Annotated in this window: 12 protein-coding genes; 7 read left to right on the forward strand and 5 right to left on the reverse strand. The window is 59.5% G+C overall.

Annotated elements, in window-relative coordinates; genetic code table 11:
• The first annotated feature begins 156 nt into the window (after positions 1–156).
• From IEI95_RS20205 to IEI95_RS20230, 6 genes are all read left to right on the forward strand, one after another.
• Complete coding sequence (locus IEI95_RS20205; protein ID WP_156534194.1) at positions 157–1,392, forward strand: MFS transporter; 1,236 nt, start codon at positions 157–159, stop codon at positions 1,390–1,392.
• An 87-nt stretch (positions 1,393–1,479) separates the two neighbouring features.
• Positions 1,480–2,892 carry a multicopper oxidase family protein gene (locus IEI95_RS20210; RefSeq protein WP_156534196.1) on the forward strand — a complete coding sequence of 471 codons (1,413 nt, stop codon included), beginning with the start codon at positions 1,480–1,482 and terminating at the stop codon, positions 2,890–2,892.
• A 235-nt stretch (positions 2,893–3,127) separates the two neighbouring features.
• Positions 3,128–4,282: a ribonuclease D gene (gene rnd / locus IEI95_RS20215; RefSeq protein ID WP_071585301.1), complete on the forward strand. Its 1,155-nt coding sequence runs from the start codon at positions 3,128–3,130 to the stop codon at positions 4,280–4,282.
• A complete protein-coding gene (locus IEI95_RS20220; protein ID WP_156534198.1) occupies positions 4,282–4,776 on the forward strand; it encodes a GNAT family N-acetyltransferase in 495 nt (164 codons plus the stop codon). The genes rnd and IEI95_RS20220 overlap by 1 nt, the downstream gene beginning before the upstream one ends.
• A gap of 55 nt (positions 4,777–4,831) precedes the next feature.
• On the forward strand, positions 4,832–5,809 hold the full coding sequence (locus tag IEI95_RS20225; protein ID WP_156534200.1) for a small ribosomal subunit Rsm22 family protein: 978 nt from the start codon (positions 4,832–4,834) through the stop codon (positions 5,807–5,809).
• A complete protein-coding gene (locus IEI95_RS20230; RefSeq protein ID WP_156534203.1) occupies positions 5,809–6,828 on the forward strand; it encodes a DUF2891 domain-containing protein in 1,020 nt (339 codons plus the stop codon). Before IEI95_RS20225 ends, IEI95_RS20230 begins: the two co-directional genes overlap by 1 nt.
• On the opposite strand, the gene IEI95_RS20235 is transcribed toward IEI95_RS20230, so the two are convergent.
• Complete coding sequence (locus IEI95_RS20235) at positions 6,812–8,173, reverse strand: Nramp family divalent metal transporter (RefSeq protein WP_156534205.1); 1,362 nt, start codon at positions 8,171–8,173, stop codon at positions 6,812–6,814. The two genes, IEI95_RS20230 and IEI95_RS20235, sit on opposite strands and share 17 nt — an antisense overlap.
• 276 nt (positions 8,174–8,449) lie before the next feature.
• Between IEI95_RS20235 and mntR the strand changes: the two genes are divergently transcribed.
• Positions 8,450–8,941, forward strand: a complete 492-nt coding sequence (gene mntR / locus IEI95_RS20240) for a manganese-binding transcriptional regulator MntR (protein WP_087727733.1) — start codon at positions 8,450–8,452, stop codon at positions 8,939–8,941.
• Between the two features lie 17 nt (positions 8,942–8,958).
• Here mntR and ppx read toward each other — a convergent pair whose 3' ends face one another.
• The 4 genes from ppx to IEI95_RS20260 all read right to left on the reverse strand — a co-directional run bounded on the left by ppx (position 8,959) and on the right by IEI95_RS20260 (position 14,786).
• A complete protein-coding gene (gene ppx, locus IEI95_RS20245) occupies positions 8,959–10,479 on the reverse strand; it encodes an exopolyphosphatase (RefSeq protein WP_156534208.1) in 1,521 nt (506 codons plus the stop codon).
• A gap of 75 nt (positions 10,480–10,554) precedes the next feature.
• Positions 10,555–12,759 carry an RNA degradosome polyphosphate kinase gene (locus IEI95_RS20250; protein WP_234891060.1) on the reverse strand — a complete coding sequence of 735 codons (2,205 nt, stop codon included), beginning with the start codon at positions 12,757–12,759 and terminating at the stop codon, positions 10,555–10,557.
• Between the two features lie 164 nt (positions 12,760–12,923).
• Positions 12,924–13,646: a DnaA regulatory inactivator HdaA gene (gene hdaA / locus IEI95_RS20255; RefSeq protein WP_156534210.1), complete on the reverse strand. Its 723-nt coding sequence runs from the start codon at positions 13,644–13,646 to the stop codon at positions 12,924–12,926.
• Positions 13,647–14,786: an AI-2E family transporter gene (locus IEI95_RS20260; protein ID WP_087727706.1), complete on the reverse strand. Its 1,140-nt coding sequence runs from the start codon at positions 14,784–14,786 to the stop codon at positions 13,647–13,649.
• Positions 14,787–14,995 lie beyond the last annotated feature (209 nt).

The raw sequence follows: 14,995 nt of genomic DNA on the forward strand, positions 1-14,995 counted from the left end.
CATGGAAAATCGGGCGGAAAAGCGCATGGCCGGCCCGATTTGTCAAGGCTACAGGCTTTTACGCTTTGGATTTACGCTATATCGGCATCTCCTGCCGGGGTAAACGTCGCATGCTGTTATAGCCCGACTCACCTGCATTTGAAAATCCGGCCCATCATGAACGATATACGTCCGCTTTTGCCCCTGCTCGTCACCGCCGGTATTCTGATCGGCGGCAATGGCTTGCAGGGCACGTTCATTTCGCTGCGTGCCCTTGAAGAAGGGTTCTCGACGACGATGATCGGCGTGGTCGGCACCGGCTATAATATCGGCTTTGCCATCGGCTGCATCTATGTCACCCGGCTGATCCGGGAAATCGGCCATATCCGCGCCTTTGCCGGGCTGGCGGCGATTGCCTCTGCCGCCTCCATCGCCATGCTGATCTTCATCCACCCTGCCGCGTGGTTTTCGATGCGGCTGATCCAGGGCGTCTGCTTTGCCGGGCTGTTTGCCGTGGTGGAAAGCTGGCTCAATGCCCGCGTCACCAATGAGACACGGGCGCGCACCTTGTCGATCTATCGCTTCGTCGATCTCGGCTCAGTGACGGTCGCGCAATATATCATTCCGGCGGTCGGCATTTCCGGTGTGGATCTGTTTGCGCTGATCGCCATGGCGCTATCTCTGTCTCTGGTGCCGATTTCCTTTGCCGACCGCACCAGCCCCACCCCGCCCCGGCATGTGGAGTTTAACATCAAGGCCCTGTGGGGCATTTCCCCGCTGGCCACGGTCGGATGCATCGTCGTCGGGCTCACCAATTCCAGCTTCCGTTCGCTTGGACCCATCTATGCAGAAGGCATCGGCATGTCGGTCACGGCCATCGTCACATTCATGAGCATCGGGATTTTTGCAGGCGTCGTGCTGCAATATCCACTCGGCCATTATTCCGACAAGCTGGATCGGCGCACAATCATTTTGGTGGCGGCAGGCGGTGCCATGCTGGCTGGGCTGTTCCTGACATTTGTGGCGGGAGCGAACGAAATCCTCAATTTCATCGGGATTTTCCTGTTCGGTGCCTTTGCCATGCCGCTTTATTCGCTGTGCTCGGCCCATGCCAATGACCATGCCGCCCCCGGCCAACATGCGCTGGTCTCGGCGGGAACGCTGTTCTTCTGGTCTTGCGGAGCGGTGGTCGGGCCGATGTTTGCTTCTGTCCTGCTCGACCATTTCGGACCAAGGGCGTTGTTTAGCTATATGGTCGTCGTGCTTGCGCTGTTCATCCTCTATACCCTGGTGCGGATGCGGGCGCGCGAAGCGGTCCCGACTGAGGAGCGACGCTATCCCTTCCGGGCGCTGCTACGCACCTCGGCCTTTTTCAGCAAGCTCGCAGCACCTGTGCGAACGAAGCGGAAATAGGCTCGGCGGCATCGGCCTGGGATATTGCTGATTTCGATAATCAACTTTAAAAGATCTGCGTCCCGTCCGACGCTGGAACCGCCCATCATGCCCATTCTCTCCCGCCGCACCCTGTTGAAAGCCTCCGCTGTTGCCACTGCCTATGGCGCAGGGCTCGGCATTGCCAGCCGCTTCCAGGGCACGCGCATGGCCTTTGCCGCCCCCAAGCCGCTGGAAATCGAGGCGCGGTTTACCTCGGCCACCCTCGATGGCAGCCACGAGACGAAAAAGCTGATGAGTTTTGCGTTGCCTGGCCAGACGGCGGCAATGCCACCCACCATCCGCATGCGCCGGGGCGAGCCTTTCGCGGCAAAACTGATCAACCATATCGACGATGCCACCACCATTCACTGGCATGGCTTGCGGATTCCAAACGCGATGGACGGCGTGCCGTTCCTGACCCAGCCTTATGTCTATCAGGGCGACAGCTTCGATTATGCCTTCACGCCGCCGGATGCCGGTACGTTCTGGTATCACCCGCATTGCAACACGCTGACCCAGATGGCGACGGGCATGACCGGGATGATCGTCGTCGAGGACCCCGATGACCCGGTCTTCGACGCGGAAATCGATCTCAATCTGCGCGACTGGCGGCTGGGCGACGATGGCCAGTTCATCGCGCTGTTCAAGCCGCGCGACACCGCCCGGGCCGGAACCTTCGGCACGGTGCGCACCGCCAATTGGCAGGTGGAGCCGCGCTACGATGCGCCCAGCGGCGGCTTTACCCGGGTGCGGATCGTCAATACCGACGTAACGCGGATCTATACGCTGAAGCTGGAAGGCGCAGAGGCGGTGATCGTCGCGCTGGATGGCCAGCCGGTGCCGACGATCCTACCGATGCAGCTTGCTATCGTCGCCCCCGGCCAGCGCATGGACATCATCCTGAAAATGCCCGAAGGCGAAGGCAGTGAAGCGCGGCTGACCGATATTCGCCCCAGCACGCCAAAAACCGTTGTCAGTTTCCGCGCCACCGGCGCGTCCTTGAAACGCGACCTGAAGGACGTCCCGCCGCTGCGGCCCAATCCTTTCGACAAGCCAGATCTCGCATCCGCCCAGCATATTCCGCTGGTGCTTTCCGCTACGGCGGAAAACGGCGCGAAAGAGTCAATCTGCGGCACGCTCGGCTATTCCTTCTGGGCAATCAACAAGGTGACATGGCCGGGCGACACACCGGACCCGACCGCGCCGCTGGCCGAATTGAAGCTGGGCAAGAGCTATATCTTCGACCTGGTGAACGACACGCCTCACGCCCACCCCATCCATCTGCACGGCATGAATTTCCAGGTGATTGCCTCCAACAACCGCCCTGCGGTACCGCTGATCTCCGATACCTATCTGGTCATGCCCGATGAAAAGGTGCAACTCGCTTTGGTGGCCGACAATCCTGGTGACTGGGTTTTGCATTGCCATATCATCGAGCACCAGAAGACCGGCATGACCAGCTATGTCAGGGTCTCGTGACCGGAGGCATTCTCATTCGGCATTCGTGCTTCATGCCCAGGTAGAAAACCGCCCCGAACCCGCTGCCGCCGAGGCCTTGGACAGGCACCGTGTCCTCTCGGTCACATTGGCGTCACGATCCGTTAAAAACCGGGGAGTTTTGGCCATAGACGGCCTCAAACCTTGTCATCAACTTGACAATAAGGACGCAAGGGGGAAGGAAAGAAATGAATTCGAAGAGATATGCCGGGGCCCAATGATTTCTACAACTCAAGATTTAGAAGCCGCTTGCGAAAAACTGGCCAAATCTGAATTTATCACCATTGATACTGAATTCCTGCGTGAAACCACTTTCTGGCCTGAGCTGTGCCTGATCCAGATGGCCAGTCCCGATCTGGAAGTGATCGTCGATCCGCTGGCCGAGGGGCTCGACCTTGCACCCTTTTTCAAGTTGATGGCCAATGGCGATGTGATCAAGGTGTTTCACGCCGCGCGCCAGGATATTGAAATCATTTTTCACCTGGGCAATCTCATTCCCCATCCGATCTTCGACACCCAGGTCGCGGCCATGGTCTGCGGCTTTGGCGACAGCGTGTCCTATGACCAACTGGTCCAGAAGATCAAGAATATCCATATCGACAAAAGCTCGCGCTTTACCGACTGGAGCCGCCGTCCGCTTTCGGAAAAGCAGCTGGATTATGCGCTCGCCGATGTCACCCATCTGCGCGATGTCTACCTGACTCTGAACGCAGAACTGGAACGTGAGGGCCGCGCCAGCTGGCTGAGCGAAGAAATGGCCATCCTCGAATCCCGCGACACCTATGATCTACACCCGGACGATGCCTGGCAGCGCCTGAAAATGCGGCTGAGAAAACCGCAGGAACTGATGGTGATGAAGGCCGTCACCGCCTGGCGCGAGCGTGAGGCCCGCGCCCGCAATGTGCCCCGTTCGCGGGTGATCAAGGACGACGCCATTTTCGAAATCGCCCAGCAGCAGCCCAGGGATGTCGAAGCGCTCGGACGGCTCCGGACCATTCCGAAGGGTTGGGAACGCTCAACGCCGGGCGGCGCGATCATCGAGGCGGTCAATGCCGCCCTGGCGATCCCCAAGGCCGAATGGCCGCAGGTCCAGCGCCAGAACCATGTACCGGAAGGCACGGCACCGGCGGTGGAACTGCTCAAGGTGCTGCTGCGCCTGACTTGCGAACAGCATGGCGTCGCCGCCAAGATGATCGCCAATACCGACGACCTGGAAAAGATTGCCGTCGAGGGCGAACAGGCCGATGTGCAGGCCATGCGTGGCTGGCGGCGTGATCTGTTCGGCGAATCGGCGCTGAAGCTGATCAATGGCGGGGTTGCCCTCCGCTTCGTCGGCAAGAAGATCGAAGCCGTCGAATTTATCGAACCTTGATGGTGTCGCTGCGCGCGGCCACAGAAGGCGATATCGGGTTCATGATGTCAGCGGAGCGCCAACCCGGTTACGACCTGCTGGTCGGCCGGTTCAGCGCGGCGGAACATCTTGCCAATCTCAATGACCCGGCGAAGGCCTATCGGATCGCCGTGTCGCCGGGTGGCGAGCCGCTCGGCTTCGTGTTGTTCCGCGACATCAATGATCCGCAGGATAATCTCTATATCAAGCGCGTCGTGGTTGCCGCTCCCGAAAAGGGAACCGGCACGGCGATGATGCGGCTTGCGCTGGATTGGGCATTCACCACCACCTCCGCCTATCGTGTCTGGCTGACCCATATACCGAATAACCGGCGCGCCCACGCGCTTTACACCAAGCTCGGCTTTCAACAGGAAGGCGTGCTGCGCGGGGCCTATGGCCACCGTCAGGATCAACGCGGTGACCTCGTGCAGATGTCACTGCTGAAACCGGAATGGGACAGCGTAACGTCAGGCTGATAAGATCGCCCTCGCAGCACTGTTTCCCAATTCTTCAACCCGCCGGACCGTTACCTTGGAACTCCCCCCACCCCTGAAAAGCGCCGTTGAGCGCCTGCTGGAACATCAACCGCTTGCGCCCTTGATGAAAGCCGCCGAGCGCCTGTCGCAGCGCTACCGCAAGGAAGTACGCGATGGGCAGCTGCATATCAGCGACGATCTGGCCGCACGCGCTTATCTCGCCGCTCGCCTGCCCGCCACTTTCGCCGCCGTCAGGGCGGCGATGGACATGGTGGCCGAGGTGCAGGCGGATTTTGCACCCAGAACCTTGAGCGATTTCGGCTCCGGCCCCGGCACCGCGCTTTGGGCCGCCGTCGACTGCTGGCCGCAATTGGAACAGGCGACGCTGATCGAGGCCAGCCCTGCCATTCGCGCCATCGGCAAAAGCCTCTCGCAAGCCCTGCCCTTTGCCTGCGACTGGCAGGCGGGCGATCTCACCAAGACCCTGCCGGTTATGGCTCCGGCCGATCTGGTGACGCTGGCCTATGTGCTCGATGAGTTACCGATCGATGCGGTGGCAAGCATGACAGCAAAGCTCTGGTCCTTGACCGCCGGCACGATCATCATTGTCGAGCCCGGCACGCCAGCTGGCTGGCAGCGGATCGTCACGGCACGGCAGGCACTTCTCGATGCGGGCGCCCATCTGCTTGCACCCTGCCCTCACCAGCAGCTCTGTCCGATCGTCAGCCCGGACTGGTGTCACTTTTCAAGGCGCGTTGCCCGTTCCCGCCTGCATCGGCAGGTGAAACACGGCGAAGTGCCGTGGGAAGACGAGAAATACATTTTCATCGCCGCCTCGCGCCAGCCTGTGACCTTATCCGGTGCGCGGGTCCTGTTGCCGCCCCGGCTGGCCAGCGGCATGGTGAAGCTGAAACTGTGCCAAGGCAATGGAACGGCAGAGGAAACCACTCTCAGCCGCCGTGATGGCGCACTCTTCAAGGCGGCGCGCCGGGCCGATTGGGGTGACTTGCTGATCGCCGAGGGGGAAGATTGATGGCCATGCGACAGAGGATTCTGGATATCGCGACGGCAAATAGCTTTGCCGAAATTGCCCTTGGCCACGTTACCAGGGAATATCCCAATCACATCATGCATGTGTTCGATGGTGCTGAGACTGAAGTGACGCCCTCGGCCCTGCATCCGGTGTTCTACGGCAGTTTCGACTGGCATTCCTGCGTGCATGGCTATTGGATGCTGGCGCGGCTGCTCAGGCTTTTCCCCTCCATGCCATCGGCACCGGCCATCCGCGACCTGTTCGATACCATGCTGGTGGCGGAAAATATCGCCGGAGAATGCCGCTATTTCGACAGGCCATCATCGCGCGGCTATGAAAGGCCCTATGGCTGGGGCTGGCTTCTGGCCCTTGCCGCCGAATTGGAGGGTCACGAACAGCCGGATTGGGCGCAGGCCTTGCTGCCGCTGACCCAACGGATCGTTGCACGCTTTGAGGCATTTTTGCCGCTGGCGACCTATCCGGTTCGGGTCGGCACCCATTACAATACCGCTTTTGCCCTGCGGCTGGCCGCAGACTATGGGCAAGTGTCGGGCAATTCCGCATTCCTGACGCTTCTTGAGCAAACGGCCCGGCGCTGGTATGGCGACGACCATACTTGCACGGCCTGGGGAGAACCCTCCGGCGACGAATTCCTGTCCTCATCGCTGATTGAGGCCGAATGCATGCGCCAGCTTCTGCCGCCTGCGGAATTTTCCAACTGGCTGTCGCGCTTCCTGCCAGATCTCGACCGCGGTGAGCCTGCGCATCTGATGCAGCCCGCCAATGTTTCCGACCGCAGCGATGGCAAGATCGCCCATCTGGACGGGCTAAACCTCAGCCGGGCCTGGTGCTTTTATTCGCTGGCAGCAGCGCTGACGGGTCGGGACGCTGCAAGCCTGGTGCTTACCCAAGCCGCCGAGCGGCATCTGGATACTGCACTCGCCCATGTCGCGGGCGACTATATGGGCGAGCATTGGCTTGCAAGCTTTGCCGTGCTGGCGCTTACACAGCCCCGCTGAAGACATCCCAGAGCAGTTTGAGATTGAGCGCGATGATGATCGCGGCGATCACCCAGGCCAGGGCAGCCGTCCAGCGGGAAATGACGAACGAACCCATCTTGCGCTTATCGCTGACGAATTGCACCAACGGCACGACGGCAAAGGGCAATTGCATCGACAAGATGACCTGGCTCAGCACCAGCAGTTCCGCCGTTCCCTTGTTGCCGTAAAGCCAGGTGACGATCACCACAGGAATGATCGCCAGACAGCGGGTCAGCAGGCGGCGCGCCCAATTGGGGATGGTCAGCCGCAGGAACCCTTCCATGACGATCTGTCCAGCCAGCGTTGCCGTGACCGTGGAATTGATGCCGGAGGCCAGCAGCGCCACGGCAAACAGAGTGGAGGCAAGGCCGAAGCCCAGAAGCGGCGACAACAATTGATGCGCCTGCTCGATTTCCTCCACATCGGTGCGACCATTGGCATGAAACACCACGGCGGCGATAATCAGGATCGAGGCATTGACGAACAGCGCCAGCATCAGCGCAATCGTGCTGTCCAGCGTCGCCCATTTGATCGCATCCTTGCGGCCACGGTCATTGCGCTCATAGGCGCGGGTCTGGACGATGGAGGAATGCAGGTAGAGATTATGAGGCATAACAGTCGCGCCGATAATGCCGATGGCGACATAGAGCATTTCGCGATTGGTGATCACTTCCGTAGACGGAATGAAGCCCGACAGAATCTCGGCGACCGGCGGTTGGGCGGCGATGATCTGCGCCAGGAAACACAGGGCGATAATGGTCAGCATCGAGACCACGAAGGCTTCCAGGAAACGAAAACCCTTGTTCATCAACAGCAAGAGCAGGAAGGTATCGAGCGCGGTAATCAGCGCCCCGCCGATCAGCGGAATGCCGAACAGCAATTGCAGGGCGATGGCCGTACCGATCACTTCCGCCAGATCGCAGGCGATAATCGCCACTTCGCAGGCCAGCCACAGACAGATGCGCACCGGCGGCGAATAATGATCGCGGCAGGCCTGGGCGAGATCCCGCCCGGTGGCAATGCCAAGCCGGGCTGACAGCGCCTGCAACAGGATCGCCATCAGGTTGGAAATCATGATGACCGACAAAAGCGTATAGCCGAACTGCGACCCGCCAGCGATATCCGTCGCCCAATTGCCGGGATCCATATAGCCGACCGAAATCATATAGCCCGGTCCGGCAAAGGCCATCAGCTTACGCATCCAGGAGCCGATCTTCGGCACATGGATAGAGGCATGCACTTCCGGCAGACTGGCGCGGTCATCTCCTGGCCGCGCAAAACCCCAGGCCCCTTTCGGGGCGGGACTGGTTTCCAATTTCGACATAAGTGCCCGTAGCCTGTTTTTATTGCGATTAATTCGCAACAATCTGCGCCGGTTTTTTTAATTATGCAATAGGCTATATTCTATTGCTTTGGCTTTATTCGAAGGCTCTGCCTCTGGGCCGCATCCCGCAATCCCGCTGTTTTTCGAAAGCCGCCGGAGGCTGGTCATCAAGGCCAAGACTTGCTACTGCATTGTTTCGCCTTGACCAGGCCACAGCGCACGGTTGCGTCAAAAATGGTGCAAGGCGAGTACCCCACTGAATACGAGGACCAGCATTTGGCGCGCACGTCACCTTCAAAGCCCCGGACCGGTTCCCTGCCGGATGCCGACGCCCATTCTGAAGGCTTCCGGCAGGCGCGCGAGGCGCAACGCAGCGCGCTGGTGGAGGATTATGTCGAACTGATCGCAGATCTGATCGCCGAAGGTCAGGAGGCCCGTCAGGTCGATATCGCCCAACGGCTCGGCGTCGCCCAACCGACCGTGGCCAAGATGCTGGCACGGCTGACCGAGGGCGGTCTGATTTCCCGCAAGCCCTATCGCGGAGTTTTCCTGACCGAGGCCGGAGAAAAACTGGCGCAGGAAAGCCGGGAGCGGCACGAGACTGTTGAGGATTTTCTGAAAATGCTCGGCGTCTGCGAAAAGACCGCGCGGATCGACGCCGAAGGAATCGAGCACTATGTCAGCGCCGAAACGCTCGCGGCCTTTCGTAAAGCGCTGACTGAGGGACTTGCCGGATCACGGGCAGACGAGATCAACGATCACCAATAACAACAGCAGAAATCAGCTCACTCAAACCGAAAGGCCAGCCGCTTGCCTGTCAGTTTCGACAGTTGCTGCAAACGGCCATCCAAGCGCTCCCCGGCAAAATCGTCATAGTCCTTTGGAACCACGAATTCGAGGTCGAGATCCGACCGCTTTGACCGTTCGAAGGTCAGATGATTGACCACGCCCGGCATCGAGGCCGAAAACAGATAGACCACGCGCAGCAGCCCACCCAATAGCTTTGCCCGATCCAGCAGTCTCTGCGTGGCAATGGTGGCGAGCGGACCGGTCTGCCCATCGTCATGCAGGCCTTCGAACCGGTAATAATTGCTGAGCGCGATAAAGGCCCGGCCCGGATGGCTGATGCCGACAAAGGAGGAGTGGGCAATCAGGTTCAGCGCCTGCAAGCCGCGATAATCGGGATGGGCGCGCCAGCTCAGATCGGCCAGAAGGCAGGCGGCCTGACGATAACGCGCCTCTTCCTCCGTCTCCACGACATCGAAAAACGGCATCATCGCGCCGGACCACTCTGCAAGCTCACGCGCATGTTCCGGCGAGCGGGCGCGCAGGATTGCCAATTCGTCGGCGGCTTCCAGCAATGGGTCCAGCGCGCGGATCTCGTCCGACAGCTTGGAATAAAGATAGCCCTCCCGCACGCCTTGCGCGGAAAAGCAGACCCGGGCAGGCTGCATGGCCTCCAGCACTTCGCGAAGCGCAACCGCGCCAAAAGGAATCAATGTGCGGCGGCTCTTGGAAACAGTCTGCCAAGCCGGTGCGCGGGCGCTAACACCAGTCAGGATTTCGTCGAGAAACTGCATCATCTCGGCAGTGGACACTTCATAGCCCTGCATCATATGCAGGGGATAATTGCGGATTTCCATATGCAGCTTGGCAATATTGCGCCATGTGCCACCGACCGCATAAAAAGTCCGCCCCTGGCCGTTTTTTAAAAGGCTGGCCGAGCGTACCTGCTTGCGGGCAAAACTGGCCGCCTTTTCAAGTGAGCCTTCTGACAGTTCCGATAGCCGCAAGCCGCCGAGTGGCAGGGTAATTCCCTTGCCAATCGCCTGCCCCTTGACATCGACCAGCTCGAGAGAACCGCCGCCCAAATCGCCGGCAATACCATCCGGGTCATGAAAGCCGCTGATGATGCCATAGGCGGAATAGAGCGCCTCTTCCTCGCCGGACAAAACCTCGATTTTATGGTCGAGGATTGCTTCGGCCTCGGCGATGAACGCGGGACCGTTTTGCGCCTCGCGCGCCGCCGCCGTTGCCAGAACATGCATGGAGACCGCACGGGCCTGCTGCGACAAGGCGTGAAAACGCTTCAGCGCCAAAAGCGCGCGCCTGACACCCTCTTCATCCATCCTGCCGGTCTTGGCGAGGCCCTTGCCCAGACCGCACAGCACTTTCTCGTTAAAGAGAATGGCAGGCGCCCGCGACAGGCCTTCGTAGATCACCAGACGAATGGAATTCGAGCCGATATCGACGACGGAAACAGGGGAAATTCCGGGGAGACGCCCCTGCGCTTCGGATTGGGTCATGCGTATCCAGTTTGGCGTTCACTTGCTTTGCAGGTCTCTCCGAAAGCCGGTCCACCCGCCTTTTGGAAAACCTGCTTAGCTTTTCCGACCGGAAACAACCCCGGCGATCAGCTTCGGCGCACTTGACTTCAAAGCTTCACCCCGCCCTGACAGGCTGGGATTAGTCATGAAATACTGTTGCGCGTTAAAAGGTTCCTCGCCTGCGCGCACATCGATGCGCCTCGACGTTCCATCGGGCAATATCTCGTAGCTCTGCTGGTTGTCAATCAGATTGCCCAGCATGATCTGCGAGAGAACCTGTTCATGCACCGTTGGGTTGACCAGCGGCACCAAGGTTTCGACACGCCGGTCCAGATTGCGCGGCATCATATCGGCCGAGCCGATATAGACCAGCGCCTTTTCAGAGGGCAGACGATGGCCGTTGCCGAAGCAGAAAATCCGGCTGTGTTCGAGGAAGCGTCCGATAATCGACTTGACCCGGATATTTTCCGAGAGACCCGCCACCTGCGGCCGCAGGCAGCAGATGCCGCGAATGACCAGATCCACCTCAACGCCAGCGCGGCTGGCGCGGTAGAGCGCATCGATGATCTCAGGATCGACCAGCGAATTCATCTTCATCCAGATGCCGGACGGCTTGCCATCCTTGGCATTGCTGGTTTCTTCCTCGATATGGCGCAGAATACGCGAGCGCATCGTGTAGGGAGACACCGCCAGCTTCATGTTTTCCTCCGGCTCGCCATAGCCGGTGATGAAATTGAAGACATTGGCCATGTCGTGAGCAATCTTCGGATTGCAGGTAAAGAACGACAGGTCCGTATAGATCTTCGCGGTAATCGGGTGGTAGTTGCCGGTGCCGAGATGGCAATAGGTCCTGAGCTTGCCGTCCTCGCGGCGCACCACCATCGACATCTTGGCATGGGTCTTCAGCTCGATAAAGCCGAACACCACCTGCACGCCAGCCCGCTCCAGGTCGCGCGCCCAGCGGATATTGGCCTCTTCATCAAACCGGGCCTTCAACTCCACCAGCGCCGTCACCGATTTTCCGGCATCGGCGGCATCGATCAGGGCGCGGACAATCGGGCTGTCATTGGAGGTGCGGTAAAGCGTCTGCTTGATGGCCAGCACGTCGGGATCACGAGCGGCCTGCAGCAGGAACTGCACCACGACATCGAAGCTTTCGTAAGGGTGGTGAACCACCATGTCCTTCTCGCGGATGGCCGCCAGGCAATCGCCCATATGCTCACGAACCCGCTCCGGGAAACGGGCATTGTAAGGCTCAAACCGCAAATCTTCACGCGGTGCCTTGGTAATTTCAGAGATAGTATTCAGCGCCAACAGCCCCGGCAGAACCGCGACGCGATTATCAGGCACATTCAATTCCTGCACCACGAACTGGCGCAGCGCCGCTGGCATTTCCGAATCGGTTTCGATGCGGATCACCTTGCCGCGGCGACGGCGTTTCAGAGCAGTTTCGAAAAACCGGACCAGATCTTCGGCCTCTTCCTCGACCTCGATATCGCTGTCGCGGATGATGCGGAACGTGCCGTAACCCTTGACCTCATAACCGGGATAGAGCCGGTGGATGAACATGCCGACCACATCTTCGAGCGTGATGTAGCGGATGGTGTTTTTGTCGTCGGGCAGGCGAATGAAGCGGTCCAGCGCAGTCGGCAGGCGCAGCAGTGCCGTCATCGGCTCCTTGCCATGCAGGCTTTCCAGTTGCAGGCCCATGGAAAAGCCGAGATTGGGAATGAACGGGAACGGATGGGCCGGATCGATGGACAGTGGCGTCAGGACGGGAAAGATCGACTGCTCAAATTCGGTCCCCAGCCAGGTGCGGTCTTCCTCGGAAAGAGCCGAGGGCCGAACGATCAGAATGTCTTCCTTGGCGAGATATTGCTGCAAGACGGCCAGCGACGCCTGCTGTTCCATTTGCAGATTGTCGATTTCCTTGAGGATATCTTCCAGCTGCTCAACCGGCGTGCGTCCATCAGGGCTCTTGATAACAATGCCCTGGCGCACCTGGCCTTCCAGCCCGGCGACGCGCACCATGAAAAACTCATCCAGGTTGGCGGCGGAAATCGACAGGAAGCGCACACGCTCCAGCAGCGGATGGGCGGTGTTCAGGGTTTCCTCAAGCACTCGCCGATTGAATTGCAGCCAGGAAAATTCGCGGTTGATGAAGCGATGCGGGCTGGAGAGCAATTCCTCGCGCGCGACCTCTTCTCCCGCCAGGATAACCGTTTCCTGAGATACCGCCGATTCCGTTACCGATTCCATTGTTCCCGCCTTCGTTTTCAATGCCTTCCGGCATATAAAGGTTGGCGCATCATCCATGATGCACCAGCCCCTTCCACCCGATAAACTACACTCCACCCTGAAACGGTTTCCGAGTCAGAGACTTGCCCAACTATACCAGCAACACGACGTTCCTGTGACAGGCTTTAGCGATCGTGCGCCACGACCGCGTCCAGAACCTCTGCCGCCAGCGCGCGCGAAATTTTTGCCCGCCGTGCCAGTGCCAGCCGGTCCAACTGCTCAACCACGGCCTGGGCGGCAGCCAGCGACCGTTCCATACGCTGAACAATATAATCAACGACTCGCTCGTCAATCGCCAATTGGCGGTCGGCAAACAGCTTGACGATCACCTGCGACAGCAAGGCCTCGTCCGGCTCGCCAATTTCAACCAGTGTCGCGGCCTTCAGCCGGGAACGCAGGTCCGCAAGCTTAACCGGCCAGGACAAAGGCCAGGTGCGCGAGGTGATCAGCAGGGTCGTCCCATGCTGCTTGACGCTATTGATCACATGAAACAACTCGACCTCGTCGAAATCCGCCCGGTCAGCGTCCTCGAACAGCACCGCCCCCTTGGATGCGGTCATGGAGGCATCCGCTCCCGACACAGGCAGAATATCAACAGCCCCACTTTGCGTCCGCCAGATTTCCGCCAGATGCGATTTACCGGAGCCTTGCGGCCCCGACAAGATCACCACCGGTGACGGCCAGTTGGGCCAGGCATCGACAACAGACACGGCAGCCGCCAGCCGACCAGAGACAAGCAGGTCGTCACGGCCCGATGCCGGCCTGTGGCCCAAGGCGAGCGGCAATTGTTCGCCCGTTTTGCCGTCATATGCTTGGCGTCGGGCCGCTGTCTTGTCGATGTCACGCATTTACGTCTCTGAAATGACGGGAGGGCGGACTTCCTTGATCACGGTCGCCTCCTCACCATAGTATAGATCGCTGTCAAGATACCGCCGCACGGCAAAGCGAACAAGCACGCCAACTGCCGCCGCGCAGGGAACCGCGACCAGAACCCCCAGAAAACCGAAGAGCGAGCCGAAGGCGAACATCGCAAACATCAGCCAGACCGGATGCAGGCCGACGCTGGAGCCGACCAGCTTGGGCTGAAGGACATTGCCTTCCAGAAACTGGCCGGTGAAGAAGAATACGCCTGTGATGACCACCCAGAGATAGTCCGGCCAGAACTGCACCGCCGCCATGCCGAGCGCCAGAATAAGACCAACGGAAGAGCCGACATAGGGAATGAAGCTGATCATGCCGGTGAAAAATCCGATCAGCAGGCCAAAATTCAAACCGATCAGCGACAGGCCGACCGCATAGTAAATGCCGAGGATGAGGCAGAGCGAGCCCTGGCCCCGCACGAAACCGGCAATGGTCCGGTTCATTTCGCGGGCGATTTCCCGCACGGCGCCGACCTGGTTGCGCGGAATGAGGCTGTCCAGCTTGGCCATCATCCGGTCCCAGTCGAGCAGAAGATAGAAGGCGACAACAGGGGTCACCACCAGCAGGGAGATGATGTCGAGCAACGCCTTGCCGGAATTCCACAATTGCGACAGAAGCGTGCCGATAAAGCCTGCCCCTTCCGCCAGATAGCGAGAGAAATTGCCCTTGATCGCCGCCATCTGGGTGCTCACCTGGCCATTCAGCCATTTCGGTACCCAGGAGGCGTTGGATTTGGCAATCAGCGCCTGCAACTGGCTGACATAATCGGGGATATTGGTGATGAAGTCATTGAGCTGAGTGACGAGGACCGGAATGATGATCACCAGCGACAAGACGAAAATCACCACAAAGGACACCAGGATTAGCACCGTGGCCATCATCCGTGACAGGCCCAGCCGCTCCAGCCGGTCGGCGACCGGATCGAGAAAATAGGCAAGCGCCATGCCAGCCACAAACGGCAGCAGGATGGAGCTGAAGGTCAGCAAAAAGGCGATGACCACCGCCAGCGTGCCGATGCCGAAAAGAACCTGCCGCCAGAAAACGGGGCCGCTGACGCGCTTGATCATGATTTATGTCCTTCCCGGCGGATTGCCTTTTGCAAACTGGATAGGGCGGGCCACAACAGGCCATCCTAGCATCGTGCCGATGAACATGAGATAGGATGGTGTTTCGTCAAGGGTCAAGGTGGCGCGACCGCAATTCGCATATGCAGCCACCACAGACCTTGGAAAACGACGAAAAAGCGGGAGTTTCCGGCCCTTGCGCTTGCATCGCG

It is taken from the genome of Agrobacterium vitis (genome assembly GCF_014926405.1).
Lineage (GTDB): Bacteria > Pseudomonadota > Alphaproteobacteria > Rhizobiales > Rhizobiaceae > Allorhizobium > Allorhizobium vitis_H.

Bases quoted from the DNA above. Each gene is read 5' to 3' on its own strand.
- IEI95_RS20205 (WP_156534194.1), top strand. From the start codon at position 157: ATGAACGATATACGTCCGCTTTTGCCCCTGCTCGTCACCGCCGGTATT.
- IEI95_RS20210 (WP_156534196.1), top strand. From the start codon at position 1,480: ATGCCCATTCTCTCCCGCCGCACCCTGTTGAAAGCCTCCGCTGTTGCC.
- rnd (WP_071585301.1), top strand. From the start codon at position 3,128: ATGATTTCTACAACTCAAGATTTAGAAGCCGCTTGCGAAAAACTGGCC.
- IEI95_RS20220 (WP_156534198.1), top strand. From the start codon at position 4,282: ATGGTGTCGCTGCGCGCGGCCACAGAAGGCGATATCGGGTTCATGATG.
- IEI95_RS20230 (WP_156534203.1), top strand. From the start codon at position 5,809: ATGGCCATGCGACAGAGGATTCTGGATATCGCGACGGCAAATAGCTTT.
- IEI95_RS20235 (WP_156534205.1), bottom strand. From the start codon at position 8,173: ATGTCGAAATTGGAAACCAGTCCCGCCCCGAAAGGGGCCTGGGGTTTT.
- ppx (WP_156534208.1), bottom strand. From the start codon at position 10,479: ATGACCCAATCCGAAGCGCAGGGGCGTCTCCCCGGAATTTCCCCTGTT.
- IEI95_RS20250 (WP_234891060.1), bottom strand. From the start codon at position 12,759: ATGGAATCGGTAACGGAATCGGCGGTATCTCAGGAAACGGTTATCCTG.
- hdaA (WP_156534210.1), bottom strand. From the start codon at position 13,646: ATGCGTGACATCGACAAGACAGCGGCCCGACGCCAAGCATATGACGGC.
- IEI95_RS20260 (WP_087727706.1), bottom strand. From the start codon at position 14,786: ATGATCAAGCGCGTCAGCGGCCCCGTTTTCTGGCGGCAGGTTCTTTTC.